This window comes from Prevotella mikamonis (assembly GCF_055381405.1).
Genome location: NZ_AP035785.1, coordinates 342,376 through 359,781, shown reverse-complemented (window position 1 = coordinate 359,781; position 17,406 = coordinate 342,376). Strand labels below are relative to the sequence as shown.

The following is a 17,406-nucleotide window of genomic DNA, read 5'->3' as shown; positions in this document are numbered from 1 at the left end:
GAGCGACTTATGCTACAAATTGAATAATTGAGGATGAAACCAACGGCCATATTGCCATTTCGTCACTATATCCGACCTATTACGACGAGACGGTTATTCTCGGTAAAAAAGAATCAGAATGCAAATAGCTATTGTTAAATACAATGCCGGCAACATCTACTCGGTTGTCAACGCCATGTTGAGATTGGGAATCACCCCTACCTTGACAGACAATATAGAGGAACTTCAACGCGCCGACGGCGTACTCTTTCCCGGACAAGGGGAGGCTCAGCACGCCATGAGCTATCTGAAAGAGCGCAAACTGGATCGTGTCATCGCAGAGCTGAAACAGCCTGTATTGGGCATCTGCATCGGCCAGCAGTTGCTCTGTAAACATTCTGAAGAGGGAGATACCGACTGTATAGGCGTCTTCGATGCCGAGGTGAAACGATTCGTACCTACCCGGCACGAGGACAAAGTGCCGGCTATCGGATGGAACGAAATTGCCGACCTGAAATCGGCACTATATGCAAACATGCCGGAGCATCCATATACCTACTTTGTGCATAGCTACTATGTGCCTCTGTGCGAGCATACGATAGCCACGGCCGACTACATCCAGCCTTTCAGTGCATCCATGCACAGGGACAACTTCTATGCTACCCAGTTCCATCCTGAAAAGAGTGGTAATGTGGGAGTACAGATTCTAAAAAATTTTATTGAGATTGTAAGAAGATGAACATCGAACTGATTCCAGCCATAGACATCATCGAGGGCCAGTGTGTGAGACTGACCCAGGGCGACTATACACGCAAAACGGTGTATGAGAGCAATCCTGCAAAAGTGGCAAAAGAATTCGAATTGATGGGATTCAAGCGATTGCATATAGTAGACTTGGACGGTGCGCAGTCGAAACACATCGTCAATTCCGAGACCCTGAGGAACATAACGACAACGACAGAACTGCGGGTAGATTTCGGAGGTGGCATTAAAACAGATGAAGACATCCAGAAAGCATTTGACTGTGGAGCAGAGATGATTACCGTAGGGTCTATTGCCGTAACCCAACCGGAACTATTTATGCAATGGCTAGACAGATACGGAGCGGACAAACTCATATTGGGAGCTGATGTCAGACATGGGAAAGTGTCTATCAACGGATGGAAAGAAGATTCGGAAATGGAGCTGCTGCCGTTCTTAAAGACCTATATCGACCACGGTGTGAAAAACGTGTTGTGTACCGAGATAAGCAAAGACGGCACACTCACCGGACCGGCCATAGAGCTGTATCAACAGATAATGGCAGCCTACCCACACTTGCACCTCATCGCGAGCGGGGGCATTTCGTGCAACCAAGATATTGTGGAGCTTGAAAAGGCTGGTATTCCGGCTGTAGTGTTCGGCAAAGCTTTCTACGAGGGAAAAATTGATATACAGGAACTAAACCGCATAATGAGCGTATGAAGAATAAAGGATTGGCTAAGCGAATCATTCCTTGTCTCGACGTCAAGAACGGAGAAACGGTCAAGGGAATCAACTTCGTGAATCTGCGGAGTGCAGGAGACCCAGTGGAACTGGGCAAGGCCTACAGTGATGCAGGGGCTGACGAACTGGTGTTCCTGGATATTACTGCAAGTTTTGAAGGCCGAAAGACATTCACCGAAATGGTGACACGCGTAGCTCGCGAAATCAACATACCCTTCACGGTCGGTGGGGGAATCAATGAACTAAAAGACGTTGACAGGCTTCTCAATGCAGGAGCCGACAAGGTAAGTGTCAACAGTGCCGCCCTGGCCCATCCGGAACTGATTGACGAGATAGCTCACAACTATGGTTCACAGGTATGCGTCTGTGCTATCGATGCACGATTGGACGATGACGGATGGCACTGCTACACACACGGAGGAAGAGTGCGTACGGAACGTGGACTGATAGATTGGGTACAGGAAGCAGCGCATCGAGGAGCCGGAGAAATTCTCTTCACCAGTATGAACCATGACGGTGTGAAGCAAGGATTCGCCAACGAAGCACTGGCACTGCTAAGCGAGAAAGTGAACATTCCCGTCATTGCCAGTGGTGGAGCAGGCACGATGGAGCATTTCAAAGATGCTTTCGTCTGTGGAAAAGCCGATGCAGCCTTGGCTGCCAGCGTATTCCACTTTGGCGAAATCAAGATTCCGGCATTAAAAGAATACTTGGCTCAGGAGGGCATCAACATAAGATTATAACGACATAAAACAAGATTGAAATATGACAGAGATAGATTTTGAGAAGATGGATGGCCTCGTGCCTGCCATCATACAAGACGCCATAACCAGAAAGGTGCTGATGCTGGGCTTCATGAATAAAGAAGCTTACGAGAAGACGCTGGAATCTAAGAAAGTAACTTTCTGGAGCAGGACACGTAATTGCCTATGGACAAAGGGAGAAACTTCGGGAAACTATCTGAACGTTGTGAATATCAAAAACGATTGCGACAATGATACGTTGCTCGTTATGGTACATCCACAAGGGCCAACTTGCCACAAGGGAACAGATACCTGTTGGGGAGAAGAGAACAATGCCAATCCCCTACTCTTCCTGACAGAGTTGCAAGACTTCATTGAGAAACGCCACGAAGAGATGCCTGAGGGTTCGTACACCACCAGTCTTTTCAAGGACGGACTGAACCGTATGGCCCAGAAGGTAGGCGAAGAAGCATTGGAAGCTGTCATTGAAGCAACCAATGGAGAAGATTCACGCCTTATCTACGAGACAGCAGACATGTTCTATCATTTAATCGTATTGCTGACAAGCAAGGGATTGAGAATTGAAGACATTGCCAAAGAGTTGCAAGTACGCCACGACCCCAACTGGCATAAACACGATTAAAAACAAGGGATGATGTTAATAGATTACCGGAACATAAATATATACCAAGCAGACAATCTCATCCTACAAGATGTCAACTTGCAGGTGAATGAGGGAGAGTTCATATATATAATAGGTAAAGTAGGAACAGGAAAGAGTTCCCTACTGAAGTCGCTGTACTGCGAACTCGATTTGGAACAGGAAAACGAGAACCAAAAAGCAGAAGTGCTTGGTCGCGACCTGTTTGACTTGAAAAGAAAAGAAGTACCCGCATTGCGTAAGGACCTGGGTATCATCTTCCAAGATTTCCAACTGCTGCACGACCGGAGTGTACGAAGGAATCTCCGCTTTGTACTCGAAGCTACAGGCTGGAAAGGCAAAGACGAAATCAATGAACGCATTGAGAGTGTGCTGAAGGAAGTGGGCATGCTGGACAAGATAGACAAAATGCCTCACGAACTATCAGGCGGCGAACAGCAACGCATTGCGATTGCACGTGCGATTCTGAACCAGCCCAAAATGATTATTGCCGACGAACCCACCGGTAATCTGGATGCCGAAACAGCCGGCAACATCGTATCGCTGCTGAAAAATATCACCGGTACGGGCGCAGCAGTCATCATGACAACACATAATATATCTATGCTTAACCAGTTCCCCGGCATCGTCTACAGATGTAAGGACAAGACTTTGCAAGATGTAACGAATGAACATAGCCAACTCGACCTCATCAACGAGGAAGAGGAGGAAGAAGAAAGAGCTGACGATGCAGAATCTGTCGACTCTGAACAAATATCAGATAATCCATCAACAAAATAATTGCGGTATGAAAGTAATGAAATTTGGAGGGACTTCCGTTGGCTCACCCGAACGCATGAAGAATGTTGCCTCATTAATCACAGAATCGGGGGAACCCACCTTTGTCGTATTGTCTGCTATGAGCGGGACTACCAATTCGCTCATTGAAATCAGCAATTACCTATACAAGAAAAATCCGGAAGGTGCGAACGAAGTTATCAATACACTGGAAAGAAAATATGCACAGCATGTAGAAGAACTATACACCACAGCAGAAATGCGGACTCAGACTGCCGAATTCCTGCGCGAAGAGTTCGAGTATCTGCGCTCTTTCACCAAAGATCTCTTCACCAGCTTTGAGGAAAAGAATATTGTTGCCCAAGGCGAAATCATGAGTACCAACATGGTGGTAAACTATCTTCAAGAGATTGGAATCAAGGCAAAGCTGATCAGTGCATTGGATTTCATGCGTACAGACAAGAACTCTGAACCAGATCCTCAATACATCAAGGAGAAGCTGACCGAGATAATGGCAAACAATCCTGACTACCAAATCTACATTACACAGGGCTTTATCTGTAGAAATGCGTATGGAGAAGTGGACAATCTGGAACGTGGTGGTTCTGATTACACGGCATCATTGATTGGAGCAGCATTGCCCGCTGAGGAGATACAGATATGGACCGACATCGACGGCATGCACAACAACGACCCGCGTATCGTCGAAAAGACAGAGGCTGTGAGACAGTTGAACTTCGAAGAAGCAGCCGAGCTAGCTTATTTTGGAGCGAAGATTCTTCACCCCACCTGCGTTCAGCCGGCCAAATATGCCGGTATTCCCGTTCGACTGAAGAACACGATGAATCCGAATGCCGAGGGTACAATCATCGACAATGTGATTGTAAGGGGCAAGATAAAGGCTGTTGCAGCAAAAGATAATATCACTGCCGTCAAGATAAAATCGAGCCGAATGCTCCTCGCCACCGGATTTCTAAGAAAGGTATTCGAGATTTTTGAGAGCTATCAGACACCCATTGATATGATTACAACATCAGAAGTAGGAGTATCCATGAGTATTGACAATGCTACCCATCTCAACGAGATTGTAGACGAGCTGAAGAAATATGGTACGGTCACCGTAGATTCCGACATGTGCATTATATGCGTAGTTGGCGATCTGGACTGGAGCAATATCGGCTTTGAAACTGTAGTATTAGACGCCATGAAAGAGATTCCTGTGAGAATGGTATCATACGGTGGTTCCAACTACAATATCTCATTCTTGATTCGCGAAGCTGATAAGAAGAGAGCATTGCAGAATCTCAGCCGTACTCTTTTTAAATCATAAGAAGATAACTATCAAGGGTGTGCATGTATCGGTGCACACTCTTCTTTCAACACAAAACACTATGAGTAAAGGAATGTTTCCTATCGACAAGTTTCAAAAGATTCCCACTCCATTTTATTATTATGATACTGCGGTCTTGAGAAAGACTTTAGATACCATTCAAGAGCAAGTGAGCAAACATGCCAACTTCATTGTACACTATGCTGTCAAGGCCAATGCCAACCCGAAGATATTGGAAATCGTTCGCAAGGCTGGTTTAGGTGCCGACTGTGTGAGCGGTGGTGAAATACGGGCAGCGATTCAAGCTGGTTTCCCGGCTAGTCAGATAGTCTACGCCGGTGTGGGTAAAAGCGACTGGGAAATAGAATTGGGACTCGACCATGACATCTATTGTTTCAACGTCGAGAGCATTCCGGAACTGATGGTCATCAACGAAATTGCCGAGAAAAAAGGTAAAATTGCTCAGGTAGCATTCCGCATCAATCCCAACATAGGGGCTCATACACATGCCAATATCACTACAGGACTTGCTGAAAATAAGTTTGGCATCTCCATGGAGGATATGGAATACGTTATCAGAGAGGCTGACAAACTGAAGAATGTCAAGTTTATCGGACTGCATTTCCATATTGGTTCACAGATTTTAGAGATGTCCGACTTCGTCGCCCTATGCGACAGAATCAACCAATTACAATGTCAATTGGACGAACATCACATTAATGTAGAGAATATCAACGTTGGAGGTGGGTTGGGAATTGACTACGAATATCCTAACGAAAACCCTATTCCCGATTTCAAATCATACTTTGATACGTATGCCGAGCATCTGAAACTACGTGAAAGTCAGCAAGTCCATTTCGAATTAGGACGCTCTGTCGTCGGTCAATGCGGAGCGCTCATCACCAAGACTCTCTATATCAAGCAAGGCACATACAAGCAGTTTGTCATTGTCGATGCCGGCATGACCGACCTGATTCGCCCTGCATTGTATCAGGCCTCTCATCAAATAGAGAATCTAAGCAGCGCAGAACAAACCGAAACATACGACGTCGTAGGGCCTATTTGTGAGTCTAGCGACGTATTTGCCAAATCCATAAAGCTCAACACATGCCACCGTGGCGACTTGATTGCCCTCAGAAGTGCAGGTGCTTACGGCGAGATTATGGCCAGCCAGTATAATTGCCGCACCCTACCTCAAGGTTATCTCACCGAAGATTTATAAATCTAAAGATTATCATGCTCACTCTCCTGACCACTATATATATTGGAGGAATACTCATTTTATTAGCTGTCATTGCATCGCTGACAAGTCCTTTTCTACGCAAAGTTTCCCTCAATGCCGAAGAAGATGAATCGTCCAACGGGCAAAATCAGACTTTACCGGGAATCAGCATTATCATTCCGGCTCATAAAGGAGCAACTTTTTTAGAAGACAATATCCCCTATTTCTTACAACAGCAATATCCCGCACCATTCCAAGTGGTGGTAGTTGCCGAGAAGGGAGACACCGAAACGGAAGATGTACTGAAAAGATTGAGTATACACGACAATCTCTACACCACCTTTCTGCCCATGTCTTCCAGATATATGAGCAGGCGAAAACTAGCCATAACAGTAGGTATTAAGGCCGCTAAATACGAATGGTGCATATTGACAGAAGCCAGTTGCAGACCAGACAGTGACTTTTGGCTTGCATCAATGGCTGCCACCATGCACGAAACCAAAGACATCGTGATGGGATATACCCACTTCCCCGACGAAGATGTGACAGACTATCAGCACTTCCAACACTTCTCTAAAGCCAGACTCATGTTCCGTTCTATGCAAAAGGGACACGGCTATGGCTGTCATTGTACGAATCTGGCATTCCGCAAGAGTGTCTTCATGGAAGGCAATGGATTTCTAGGAAATCTGCAATTAATACGCGGAGAATATGACTTTATCGTCAATAAATACTCCACAGAAGACAATTCTGCTTTAGCAATTACACCTCCTTGCTGGCTTACTGATATGGACATCAGCCAGAAGACTTGGCTCAACAACCAGCTCTTCTATCAGGAATCCAGGAAGTTTCTGCGTGGAAGTCTCAGATATAGATTTCCACTTCTCACAGACAATCTATTCCTCCACACTAGTTTTCTGGTCAATATAGCAACTATTACCTATGCCGCTATCATACACAATTGGATGCTATTGGGTGCAGCTATTGCTGCGATACTCATTTTGATGAGTTGGCGTACCCTCTCCTGTTCCAGGGCTTTAACCAAATTTGAAACTCATATCGCTCCATTCAAACTTTTCTTTTTCCAACTGAGAAGTGTATGGACCAACTCCCGATATGCCATCAAACATCACTTTGCCGATAAGTACGAATTCACCAGTCACAAATTATGAGAATACAGGTCGTAACAAGCTCTGCCATCAAAAAGGAAACTCTGTCTGCCCAGTACATCTCTACCATGCAGCATGAGCTAACCCTCGAAGGGACAAACTTCGAGGATAACAAGAGCGTAGACCTTATACATATCATGGGTAAATTGGACCTTGCCCTGCTGCGTCTCATTAAAACAGCCAACTCAAAGAAAATACCCATCCTCTACAGTCCATTGGCTTCCATTGTATCATGGCAACATTCACCACTTCAATACGCCTTGAAGAAATGCCATCTCACATTCCATGCTACAGGAAAACATGAGAAGCAATATATTCAACAACACTTTCAGCCACATGAGGTGTATTTGGTCAAAAATCCTATCGTAACCAATGACGGAGCGAGTAGCGACCTATACAAACAGCTACTGGAACTCTATACCAAGGTAACAAGTGAACATGACCAGCAGATAAGGAGGCAAATCAAACAGCAAGTAGATCAGTTTGAGAGCACCGACCATCAGTTACAGACATTATGCAATGAGTTTCTCTATGCCCAATACCTATTCCACAGAGACAGTCTCAATCCGGTGTTTGCACAGCAACTAGCCGACAAGATGCAGACAGCAGACTACAATGAAGACCTCATGGGAGAGATATTGCAAAAACTGGAAATATATTCATTTGTAGCCAGTCTTGAACAAGCCATGCTACAGACTACCACTCTTACCGAAGGTTTCATCCCGATTCCGGCTATCGACAATCGAACAACCCGAAAGATAGCCGAAATGATAACACACAAAAATTAAGCAAAAATGACAAAACAAGATACGATTCATCAAGACATGAGATATTTGCAGCTGCTGTCACAATCATTTCCTACAGTAGCTGAAGCCAGTACAGAAATCATTAATCTGCAAGCCATATTGAACCTTCCAAAAGGAACGGAGCATTTCCTGGCCGATATTCATGGGGAATACGAAGCATTCCAACACGTTCTGAAGAATGCTTCCGGCAACATCAAGCGAAAAGTTAACGAACTATTCGGTAACTCCTTGCGCGAATACGAGAAGCGTGAGCTATGCACACTCATCTACTATCCGGAACAGAAATTGGAACTTGTCAAGACCAATGAGGCCGATATCATCGACTGGTACAGAATCACCATACACCAACTCGTAGCCGTATGCCGCGACGTGTCGAGCAAATACACACGCTCTAAGGTAAGAAAATCACTACCGGCAGAATTCTCCTATATTATTCAGGAACTCCTCCACGAACGTACCGAAGACACTAACAAGACAGCATACGTCAATGTTATCATTGATACCATCATCTCTACGGGCAGAGCCGACGACTTCATTATCGCCATCGCCAACGTTATTCAGCGGTTGGCCATTGACCGTTTGCACATTCTCGGCGACATCTTCGACCGAGGTCCTGGGGCACATATCATTCTCGACACCATGTCGGCACGCCCTAATTGGGATATCCAATGGGGTAACCACGACATACTATGGATGGGAGCTTGCGCCGGAAACAATGCCTGTATCTGCAATGTCATCCGCCTGTCCCTGCGCTATGCCAACCTTACCACACTGGAAGAGGGATATGGCATCAACCTCATCTCACTGGCAACATTCGCCATGGAAACCTATGGAGACGATGAATGCAAGGAGTTTATACCTAAGCTCACCGGATATAACAAGAACACCGATGACAAATCCGTCCGTCTCATGGCCCTCATGCACAAGGCGATTGCTGTGTTGCAGTTCAAGGCCGAGGCGAAAATCTTCGAACGCAATCCTGCTTGGAGCATGCAAGACAGAGAGCTTTTCAAGAACATCGACTACAAGAAAGGTACCATCATGCTTGATGGCAAGGAGTATCCGTTGACCAGCAACAACTTCCCCACCATCAATCCGGAACATCCATGCGACATGACTGAAGAAGAAACTGTGCTGATGGAGAAACTACACCACTCGTTCATGGTGTGCGAGAAGCTACACAAGCACATTCGTCTACTCCTCCAACATGGCTGTATGTATGCCATCTACAACAACAATCTGCTCTTCCATGCGTCCGTACCGCTTAATGAAGACGGAAGTTTAAAGGATGTAGAAATTGCAAAAGGACAAATCTATCAGGGGCGGGAACTCATGTACCACACCGGTATGCTCATCCGTTCTGCATTCCAAAACGACACTCCTCCAGCCGAGAGACAATATGCCATCGACTATTTCCTCTACCTGTGGTGCGGTCCTGACAGCCCACTCTTTGACAAGAGCAAGATGGCAACGTTTGAACGATACTTCATTGAAGACAAGGCCACACACAAAGAAGAGAAAGGAAACTATTTCAAACTGAGAGACAACGAGGCCGTAGCCGACCGAATATTGGATGCCTTCAGCGTAAACGGCACCAACAGACACATTATCAACGGCCACGTACCCGTACATGCCGGCAGTGGAGAGAATCCCATTAAGGCCAACGGCAAGCTCATGGTGATAGATGGCGGACTCTCTGAGGCCTATCACAAGGAAACTGGTATTGCCGGTTACACGCTTGTGTATCATAGCCGTGGATTCCAATTGGTTCAACACGAACCTTTCACCAGTGCTGCCGACGCAGTACTAAGAGGCACAGACATTAAGAGTACTACGCAGATAGTCGAACTCAGCAGCCATCGCATGCTGGTGGCCAACACCGATAAGGGCGAAGAGTTGAACCGCCAAATCAGAGACCTTGAAGAACTTCTCTACGCTTATCGGCACGGGCTTATCACGGAAAGAGCGTCTAAATAAATTTCATATATCAATAAAAAAGGTGGTAATAGCATGTGAAACTATTACCACCTTTTTAGTTGTTATACAACAGACTATCAGTATTCCAGATACCCCTTTCCTCACTGCAAGGCCTCTTCAGCATCACTGCCAAGCCTCATCAGTAAAAATGCAAAGGCTCGGCAGTGATGCTGCCGAGCCTTTGCACTGATTAGCCCTATTCCTGATACTGTTTTATTTTCTGTTCCTCAGACAACTTACAGATTAAGAGTATGCCGTCTTTCTCGGCCACGATGTAGCCGTCAAGGCCTTGTATGACCACCTTCTTCTCCTGCGTGGTATGCACAATGCAGTTGTGACTGTCAAAAAAACGAATATCCTGACCGATGCCACAATTTCCATACAAGTCCCTGTGACTCTTCATCAACAGACTGCCCCATGTTCCCAAATCGCTCCAACCGAAATTAGCAGGACATACAAATATCTCTTCAGCTTTCTCCATGATGGCATAGTCGACAGAGATGTTCTCACATTCTGCATATCGCTGATCAATGATTTCCTGCTCTTTCGGTGTACCTAATACCGGCAACATCATTTCAAACAACTTACCCATTGTGGGCTGATAGACTCTGAAAGCATTGACTATCGTCTCCACACTCCACAAGAATATACCCGCATTCCAGAAATAGTTATTATGTCTGATATACTCTGTAGCAGTTTGTAAATCAGGTTTTTCTCGAAACGAATCTACACGGAATATCTCCTTATTACGCGGAGAACGTGCCGTCAAGTCGGCCTGTATATAGCCATATCCGGTCTCCGGCCTGTCAGCCTTCATACCCAGTGTGACGATAGAATCGGTCTCACTGGTAAACTGTAGGCACGAAGATATAACCCGTTGGAACTCGATAGTATCCGTAATGATATGATCACTCGGAGACACCACCACATTAGCCTTGGAATCTTTGGCCTTGATGCGCCAACTTACATAAGCTATACATGGTGCTGTATTACGACGACAGGGTTCTAACAATATATTTTCTACCGGTACTTCGGGTAATTGCTGTTTTACGAGTTCTTCATACTTACGATTCGTAACAACCCACACATTCTCCGGAGGGCAAAGCCCCTTAAATCGGTCAAAAGTAAGTTGAAGCAGTGTTCTTCCTACACCGAGAATATCTATGAATTGTTTTGGATATTCCTCAGTACTCATTGGCCAGAATCGACTCCCCACACCACCAGCCATGATGACTAAATGATTGTTTGCAATAACCATAAGATTTATTCTTCATTTTATATTGTTACAAATATAAGTAAAATATTCCATACTCATGCCAATAGAAAATTTTATTTCCCCTTTAACTTCGGTATCGAGCAAAAAAATAGGAGAAACCTGCGAAAAGGTCTCTCCTATCAATGTTCACTGCGTATTTTGTAGCAGCCTTATTTGGTATATAAAGCAACGATAGTCTCATAAAGTTCCTGTTTGCCCGACAATTGTTTAGGCTCGCCATTCTTCTTTGCGTAGTCTACCAACTGCTCCAAGCTTACCTTACCGTCCTCGAAATCCTTACCCAGTCCACTGTCGAAGCTAGCGTAACGAGACTTCAACATCTGTGGAAGCTCGCTCTCTTCGAGAATGGCAGCAGCATTTTCCAGCGCACGTGCCATTGCATCCATACCACAGATATGGGCAATGAAGATATCTTCAGGGTCAGTTGAGTTACGACGAATCTTAGCGTCGAAGTTACTACCGCCATTACCTAATCCGCCATTACGGATAATCTGCATCATGGCCTGAGTCAGTTCGAGATTGTCAATGGGGAATTGGTCGGTATCCCAACCGTTCTGTGCATCACCACGATTAGCATCAATGCTACCCAACATACCATTGTCTACGGCAACGGCAAGTTCATGCTCGAAAGTATGACCGGCCAATGTTGCGTGGTTCACTTCAATATTAATCTTGAAGTCTTTATCCAGATTGTGAGCACGCAAGAAACCGATAACAGTCTCTACATCTACATCATACTGATGCTTTGTCGGCTCCATCGGTTTCGGTTCGATAAGGAACGTTCCGGTAAAACCTTTCGCACGGGCATAGTCACGAGCCGCAATGAGCATCTGGGCCAAGTGGTCCTTTTCGCGCTGCATCTGTGTATTGAGCAGTGACATATAGCCTTCACGACCTCCCCAGAACACATAATTGCTACCTCCCAACTTGATGGTTGCATCAATAGCGTTCTTGATTTGCACGGCAGCACGAGCCACAACATCAAAGTTAGGATTGGTTGCTGCACCATTCATGTAACGCTTGTCACTGAACACATTGGCTGTTCCCCAAAGCAATTTCACGTTGCTGGCCTTCATCTTCTCCAGAGCATAATCGGTTATCTCCTTCATATTCTGCTCATACTCGGCTATATCATCAGCTGGATCGCAAAGGTCTACGTCGTGGAAGCAGAAATACTCTATTCCCAATTTCTCCATAATCTCGAATCCGGCATCCATCTTATCCTTTGCACGCTGGATAGCGCTGTCGGCATGATCCCACTCATAATCGCGGGTTTGTCCACCGAACTGGTCGCTACTTGCAGCTCCGAGCGTATGCCACCAAGCCATAGCAAACTTCAACCAGTCTTTCATCTTCTTCCCTGCAACTACTTTCTCCGGGTTATAATAGTGGAATGCCAGTGGATTCTTGCTATCTGTTCCTTCGAAAGGAATCTTACCAATCTGTGGAAAAAACTCTTTTGTCATTTTCTTGTAGTTTTAAAATTTAAGTTCTTATTGATTTATATATTTGTTCAATACCGATTTCCATCTCGCGTAAGCATCGGCATAAGCAGCCTGCAAATGTTCTTCCGGCTCTATCACAGCCAACTTCCTGAGTGTCGAGAAAGCCTCTTCATGATTCTTATAGATGCCTGCTCCCATACCTGCTCCCTTGGCTGCTCCAACGCTTCCATCGGTCTCATAGAGTTCTATCGTAGCTCCACTCACTCCTGCCAAAGTATCTCTAAACAGCGGACTTAAGAACATATTGGCATTGCCGGCATGTATTTTACGAATATCCATACCCATATCGCGCATGATTTCCATGCCATAACAGAAGCTGAAGACTATGCCTTCCTGGGCAGCCCTGACAATATGAGCTTTCGAATGCTTGTTGAAATTCAGTCCATGAATGGAGCAATCTACTTCCTTGTTCTCCAGCACACGTTCAGAACCGTTGCCAAACGGAATGATGCTCACACCCTCTGAACCTATCGGCGCAGTCTCTGCCAACTGATTCATATCGGCATAACCGATGTCAGGAGTGACATTGCGATGAACCCAGGCATTCAAGATACCAGTACCATTGATACACAGTAACACGCCCAAGCGGTCTTGCTCCAATGTATAGTTGGCATGTGCAAAGGTGTTAACGCGGCTCTTCACATCGTAGTTTACATCTCCCAAGACACCATAGACAACCCCCGAAGTACCCGCCGTAGAGGCGATTTCACCTGGGTTGAATACATTCAGACTCACTGCATTGTTGGGCTGGTCACCGGCTCTATAGGATATAGGCGTACCTTCTCGCAGCCCAGTTTCGGCAGCAGCAGCTCTCGAAACTTCTCCTTGCACGGCAAAGGTAGGGACAATATTTGCCAGGATATGCTCATCAAAGCCATAATAATCCAAAAGCGATTTGGCCGGACATTTATCTCTAAAGTCCCACATCATACCCTCTGACAAGCCGCTAATCGTAGTGCAGACCTCGCCCGACAGCTTCATAGCAATATAGTCTCCGGGCAGCATTATCTTATCTATACGCTCATAGAGGGCCGGTTCGTTCTCCTTCACCCAGGCAAGTTTTGAAGCCGTAAAGTTACCGGGCGAGTTGAGCAGATGCGATAGACAATAGTCTGAACCCAGTTCCTGGAATGCTCTCTCTCCATAAGGCACAGCACGGGAATCGCACCAGATGATACTCGGACGAAGCACCTCCCGATTCTTATCTACACACACCAAACCGTGCATCTGATACGAAATACCGATGGCCACAATCTCTTTACCCGTGATGCCACTATCTGCCATGACTTGACGCAGGGCCAGTTTGGCATTGTCCCACCACATTTGAGGTTCTTGCTCTGCCCATCCTGCCTTTACAGCTATCATGGGAGCTTCACTCTTTGGATAGAAAGCCGTGGCCGCAGTCTGTCCGCTTTCCACCTCAACCAGAGATGCCTTTACCGAACTACTGCCCACATCAAAGCCTAATAAATATCTATTTGCCATAAGATTCCTATTATATATATTGTATAATACGAATCAAAGGATGTGTTCCCCTTAAAAAAATCACAAATCTTGCGATGCTCAGAACAAACTTAACGACTGGTCTTTCGGCTGACTATCCAGCTCCACTTCCTCCGCAGATTCTTCGCAAAACTGAAGCATCAGTTGCTGACTACCGGTATTATTCAGGTTCAACCGATACCTTCCACGAGTCTCCGTACGCTCTACCAAGCCGTTTGTCATCTTGGCATTCTTCACAAGATATTGCTGCACATAAGCATGTACGACACCGTATTCCACGGGGTCGAACAGACTATTACAGGCATTCAGCACATGGCGTGCTATCTTCCTGACCGACAACCCTTCCTTGCCGGCCTCTGCCAAAACCCGTAATATCTCCGTATCGTAACCCATGTAATAGCAATATATGAAACATAAAAAAGGAGCTGTATTATAAATGCAGCTCCTTATTTGGTTTATCCTTCATCAAGATTAAGCCAGTGTCACGAGTTCTCCTTCGCCTTTTACCTTGCCCTCTTTGAAGAGCCAACCAATACCGAGATAAGTTTCCTCGGTTGTAATCTTTGCTACTTTAGAAATCTCACTAACACTGAGAGCCTTTTCCGCAGCTGCCAAAGCCTGATAAACATCACCGGCACGGAAGCCCACACTCTCTGCATTAAGTGCTACTACCACCTTACGTGCGGCCGGTTTCTTTGCCACTACCTTCTTTGTAGTCTCCTTCTTAGGAGCTGCTACAACCTTTGTTGCTTTCTTTTCTGCCATATTTCTTTATTTGATTACAATTTCATCTCAATTTCCAAACATAGAAATCAGATTACTATTCATCACTGCAAAAGTACGACAATCTTTCCATGTTCGTGCATATTTTTTACACGAAACATCATGACAACAACAAAGTAGCTCTTTTTCTTGATTTACATCAATCCTTCAAATCTATTTTCAAGTTCAATTCGTCTAACTGCTTGATATCTAGTTCTGAAGGTGCATCGAGCATCACATCCCTACCGCTGTTGTTCTTCGGGAACGCAATACAGTCGCGAATAGAGTCCAGACCAGCCATGATACTGACAAAACGGTCGAGACCGAAAGCCAGACCTGCATGGGGAGGAGCACCATATTTGAACGCATTAATCAGGAATCCAAACTGAGCCATCGCTCTTTCGGGAGTAAATCCCAGCAGTTTGAACATGCGTTCCTGCAATTTTCCGTCGTGAATACGCAAGCTTCCACCGCCCACTTCAATACCATTGCATACGAAGTCGTATGCCTTGGCTCTCACCTGTTCCGGATGTTCTTCCAACAATGGTATATCATCGGGATTAGGCATCGTGAACGGATGGTGCGTAGCCATCAGGCGCTGCTCTTCATCGCTCCACTCGAACAAGGGGAAGTCGACTATCCACAAGCACTCAAACTTATCCTTATCGCGCAAACCGAGACGCTCGCCCATCTCCAGACGGAGCGCACACAACTGCACACGGGTCTTATTGGCATTGTCACCGCTCAATATCAGCACCAAATCGCCATTGTTGGCATTCATCACCTTCTTGATTTCGGCCAGTTCGTCGGGTGAGTAGAACTTGTCTACAGAACTCTTCACCGTGCCGTCGGCATTGTACTTGATATATACCAATCCCTTGGCACCTACCTGCGGACGCTTCACGAAGTCGGCCAGTCCATCCAGTTGCTTGCGTGTATAGTCTGCACAGCCAGGCACACAAATACCACCAATGTACTTAGCCTCATTGAATATAGGGAAATTGCCCTTGCCCTCAAAGGTCTCCTTCAGCTCTACAAACTCCATCCCGAAGCGCAAATCGGGCTTATCGCTACCGAAACGTCTCATCGCTTCGTGCCACGGCATCTGCTGCAACTTAGCCGGAAGCTCCACACCTCTGATTTCCTTGAAAAGCATACGGCACATATCTTCAAACAGGCCTATCACATCTTCCTGGTCCACAAAGCTCATCTCGCAGTCTACCTGAGTGAATTCCGGCTGACGGTCGGCACGCAAATCCTCATCGCGGAAACACTTTGCAATCTGGAAATAGCGGTCGAAACCAGCTACCATCAGCAGTTGCTTCAATGTCTGCGGACTCTGTGGCAGCGCATAGAACTGTCCGGGATTCATACGGCTGGGCACTACGAAGTCGCGAGCGCCCTCTGGTGTACTACCTATTAATATAGGAGTCTCTACCTCCATAAATGCCTGTGCATCCAGAAAGTTGCGAATCAATATGGTCATACGGTGGCGCAACTCCATATTCCGACGCACGGCAGCACGACGCAAGTCCAAATAGCGATACTTCATACGAATATCATCGCCACCGTCGGTATTGTCTTCTATCGTGAAAGGAGGCGTTACGCTCTCCGACAAGACATTGAGTTCATGCACCAATATCTCAATATCACCGGTATCCAGCTTATCGTTCTTGCTCTGACGCTCGCTCACCGTTCCCTGAATCTGAATACAGAATTCGCGTCCCAACTTGTTGGCTCTGTCACAGAGTTCACTGTCATCGGCCTCGTTGAATACGAGCTGGGTAATGCCATAACGGTCGCGCAGGTCGACAAAAGTCATACCTCCCATCTTTCTCGAACGCTGAACCCATCCGGCCAAGGTTACTTCCTTGCCCTGATCAGAGAGTCTTAACTCTCCACAAGTATTGCTTCTATACATATTTCTTATGTTTCCTTTGTATCATGCAAAGTTATACAAAAAAAAGCATTACACAAAGAACGCACCTCCTTTTATCACATATAAATTGAGCAAGACAGGCACTTACCAAGTGCCAAGACTCCACCTACTCATGATAGAACTCACCAAACTTACAAACCCTTCAACTCAAACTCCAAAAACTGCAAAGGCTTCGCAGCATTGCTGCAAGGGCCAAACAGCGTTGCTGCAAAGACCAAACAGCAGCACTGCCGAGCCTTTGCAGTAAATTAAGCCAGACCACATAAAATGAT

General features: G+C 45.9%; 16 protein-coding genes. 10 read left to right on the top strand and 6 right to left on the bottom strand.

The window, feature by feature from the left end; all coding sequences use genetic code 11:
- Positions 1 to 118: 118 nt before the first annotated feature.
- The 10 genes from hisH to ACZ42L_RS01515 all read left to right on the top strand — a co-directional run bounded on the left by hisH (position 119) and on the right by ACZ42L_RS01515 (position 10,149).
- Positions 119 to 718 carry an imidazole glycerol phosphate synthase subunit HisH gene (gene hisH / locus ACZ42L_RS01560; RefSeq protein ID WP_464716426.1) on the top strand — a complete coding sequence of 200 codons (600 nt, stop codon included), beginning with the start codon at positions 119 to 121 and terminating at the stop codon, positions 716 to 718.
- Positions 715 to 1,443 carry a 1-(5-phosphoribosyl)-5-[(5-phosphoribosylamino)methylideneamino]imidazole-4-carboxamide isomerase gene (gene hisA, locus ACZ42L_RS01555; RefSeq protein WP_464716425.1) on the top strand — a complete coding sequence of 243 codons (729 nt, stop codon included), beginning with the start codon at positions 715 to 717 and terminating at the stop codon, positions 1,441 to 1,443. Before hisH ends, hisA begins: the two co-directional genes overlap by 4 nt.
- Positions 1,440 to 2,207, top strand: coding sequence for an imidazole glycerol phosphate synthase subunit HisF (gene hisF / locus ACZ42L_RS01550; protein WP_464700120.1), 768 nt, complete (start codon positions 1,440 to 1,442; stop codon positions 2,205 to 2,207). Before hisA ends, hisF begins: the two co-directional genes overlap by 4 nt.
- A 22-nt stretch (positions 2,208 to 2,229) precedes the next feature.
- On the top strand, positions 2,230 to 2,850 hold the full coding sequence (hisIE, locus tag ACZ42L_RS01545; RefSeq protein ID WP_464700118.1) for a bifunctional phosphoribosyl-AMP cyclohydrolase/phosphoribosyl-ATP diphosphatase HisIE: 621 nt from the start codon (positions 2,230 to 2,232) through the stop codon (positions 2,848 to 2,850).
- Between the two features lie 12 nt (positions 2,851 to 2,862).
- Positions 2,863 to 3,648 carry a cell division ATP-binding protein FtsE gene (locus tag ACZ42L_RS01540; RefSeq protein WP_464701626.1) on the top strand — a complete coding sequence of 262 codons (786 nt, stop codon included), beginning with the start codon at positions 2,863 to 2,865 and terminating at the stop codon, positions 3,646 to 3,648.
- Between the two features lie 7 nt (positions 3,649 to 3,655).
- Positions 3,656 to 4,975: an aspartate kinase gene (locus tag ACZ42L_RS01535; protein WP_464700116.1), complete on the top strand. Its 1,320-nt coding sequence runs from the start codon at positions 3,656 to 3,658 to the stop codon at positions 4,973 to 4,975.
- 61 nt (positions 4,976 to 5,036) lie between these two features.
- Entirely contained in the window at positions 5,037 to 6,197 is a 1,161-nt protein-coding gene (gene lysA, locus ACZ42L_RS01530) for a diaminopimelate decarboxylase (protein ID WP_464716424.1), read from the top strand.
- Between the two features lie 14 nt (positions 6,198 to 6,211).
- Positions 6,212 to 7,369 carry a glycosyltransferase gene (locus tag ACZ42L_RS01525; RefSeq protein ID WP_464716423.1) on the top strand — a complete coding sequence of 386 codons (1,158 nt, stop codon included), beginning with the start codon at positions 6,212 to 6,214 and terminating at the stop codon, positions 7,367 to 7,369.
- A complete protein-coding gene (locus tag ACZ42L_RS01520) occupies positions 7,366 to 8,154 on the top strand; it encodes a hypothetical protein (RefSeq protein ID WP_464716422.1) in 789 nt (262 codons plus the stop codon). Before ACZ42L_RS01525 ends, ACZ42L_RS01520 begins: the two co-directional genes overlap by 4 nt.
- Positions 8,155 to 8,160: 6 nt before the next feature.
- Complete coding sequence (locus tag ACZ42L_RS01515; RefSeq protein ID WP_464716421.1) at positions 8,161 to 10,149, top strand: fructose-1,6-bisphosphatase; 1,989 nt, start codon at positions 8,161 to 8,163, stop codon at positions 10,147 to 10,149.
- A gap of 196 nt (positions 10,150 to 10,345) precedes the next feature.
- Here ACZ42L_RS01515 and ACZ42L_RS01510 read toward each other — a convergent pair whose 3' ends face one another.
- From ACZ42L_RS01510 to aspS, 6 genes are all read right to left on the bottom strand, one after another.
- Complete coding sequence (locus tag ACZ42L_RS01510) at positions 10,346 to 11,407, bottom strand: mannose-1-phosphate guanylyltransferase (protein ID WP_464716420.1); 1,062 nt, start codon at positions 11,405 to 11,407, stop codon at positions 10,346 to 10,348.
- A gap of 167 nt (positions 11,408 to 11,574) precedes the next feature.
- The gene (gene xylA, locus ACZ42L_RS01505; RefSeq protein ID WP_464703264.1) at positions 11,575 to 12,891 is read right to left on the bottom strand and encodes a xylose isomerase; all 1,317 of its coding nucleotides are present in this window, start codon (positions 12,889 to 12,891) and stop codon (positions 11,575 to 11,577) included.
- A 27-nt stretch (positions 12,892 to 12,918) separates the two neighbouring features.
- Entirely contained in the window at positions 12,919 to 14,415 is a 1,497-nt protein-coding gene (locus ACZ42L_RS01500; protein ID WP_464716419.1) for a xylulokinase, read from the bottom strand.
- Between the two features lie 78 nt (positions 14,416 to 14,493).
- Entirely contained in the window at positions 14,494 to 14,826 is a 333-nt protein-coding gene (locus ACZ42L_RS01495; RefSeq protein ID WP_464716418.1) for a hypothetical protein, read from the bottom strand.
- Positions 14,827 to 14,904: 78 nt separating this feature from the next.
- Complete coding sequence (locus ACZ42L_RS01490) at positions 14,905 to 15,198, bottom strand: winged helix-turn-helix domain-containing protein (RefSeq protein WP_464716417.1); 294 nt, start codon at positions 15,196 to 15,198, stop codon at positions 14,905 to 14,907.
- A gap of 157 nt (positions 15,199 to 15,355) precedes the next feature.
- Entirely contained in the window at positions 15,356 to 17,116 is a 1,761-nt protein-coding gene (aspS, locus tag ACZ42L_RS01485; RefSeq protein ID WP_464706443.1) for an aspartate--tRNA ligase, read from the bottom strand.
- Between the last annotated feature and the right edge of the window lie 290 nt (positions 17,117 to 17,406).

Excerpts from the sequence above, each read along its gene's own strand:
- hisH (WP_464716426.1), top strand. The coding sequence starts at position 119 with ATGCAAATAGCTATTGTTAAATACAATGCCGGCAACATCTACTCGGTT.
- hisA (WP_464716425.1), top strand. The coding sequence starts at position 715 with ATGAACATCGAACTGATTCCAGCCATAGACATCATCGAGGGCCAGTGT.
- hisF (WP_464700120.1), top strand. The coding sequence starts at position 1,440 with ATGAAGAATAAAGGATTGGCTAAGCGAATCATTCCTTGTCTCGACGTC.
- hisIE (WP_464700118.1), top strand. The coding sequence starts at position 2,230 with ATGACAGAGATAGATTTTGAGAAGATGGATGGCCTCGTGCCTGCCATC.
- ACZ42L_RS01540 (WP_464701626.1), top strand. The coding sequence starts at position 2,863 with ATGTTAATAGATTACCGGAACATAAATATATACCAAGCAGACAATCTC.
- ACZ42L_RS01535 (WP_464700116.1), top strand. The coding sequence starts at position 3,656 with ATGAAAGTAATGAAATTTGGAGGGACTTCCGTTGGCTCACCCGAACGC.
- lysA (WP_464716424.1), top strand. The coding sequence starts at position 5,037 with ATGAGTAAAGGAATGTTTCCTATCGACAAGTTTCAAAAGATTCCCACT.
- ACZ42L_RS01525 (WP_464716423.1), top strand. The coding sequence starts at position 6,212 with ATGCTCACTCTCCTGACCACTATATATATTGGAGGAATACTCATTTTA.
- ACZ42L_RS01520 (WP_464716422.1), top strand. The coding sequence starts at position 7,366 with ATGAGAATACAGGTCGTAACAAGCTCTGCCATCAAAAAGGAAACTCTG.
- ACZ42L_RS01515 (WP_464716421.1), top strand. The coding sequence starts at position 8,161 with ATGACAAAACAAGATACGATTCATCAAGACATGAGATATTTGCAGCTG.
- ACZ42L_RS01510 (WP_464716420.1), bottom strand. The coding sequence starts at position 11,407 with ATGGTTATTGCAAACAATCATTTAGTCATCATGGCTGGTGGTGTGGGG.
- xylA (WP_464703264.1), bottom strand. The coding sequence starts at position 12,891 with ATGACAAAAGAGTTTTTTCCACAGATTGGTAAGATTCCTTTCGAAGGA.
- ACZ42L_RS01500 (WP_464716419.1), bottom strand. The coding sequence starts at position 14,415 with ATGGCAAATAGATATTTATTAGGCTTTGATGTGGGCAGTAGTTCGGTA.
- ACZ42L_RS01495 (WP_464716418.1), bottom strand. The coding sequence starts at position 14,826 with ATGGGTTACGATACGGAGATATTACGGGTTTTGGCAGAGGCCGGCAAG.
- ACZ42L_RS01490 (WP_464716417.1), bottom strand. The coding sequence starts at position 15,198 with ATGGCAGAAAAGAAAGCAACAAAGGTTGTAGCAGCTCCTAAGAAGGAG.
- aspS (WP_464706443.1), bottom strand. The coding sequence starts at position 17,116 with ATGTATAGAAGCAATACTTGTGGAGAGTTAAGACTCTCTGATCAGGGC.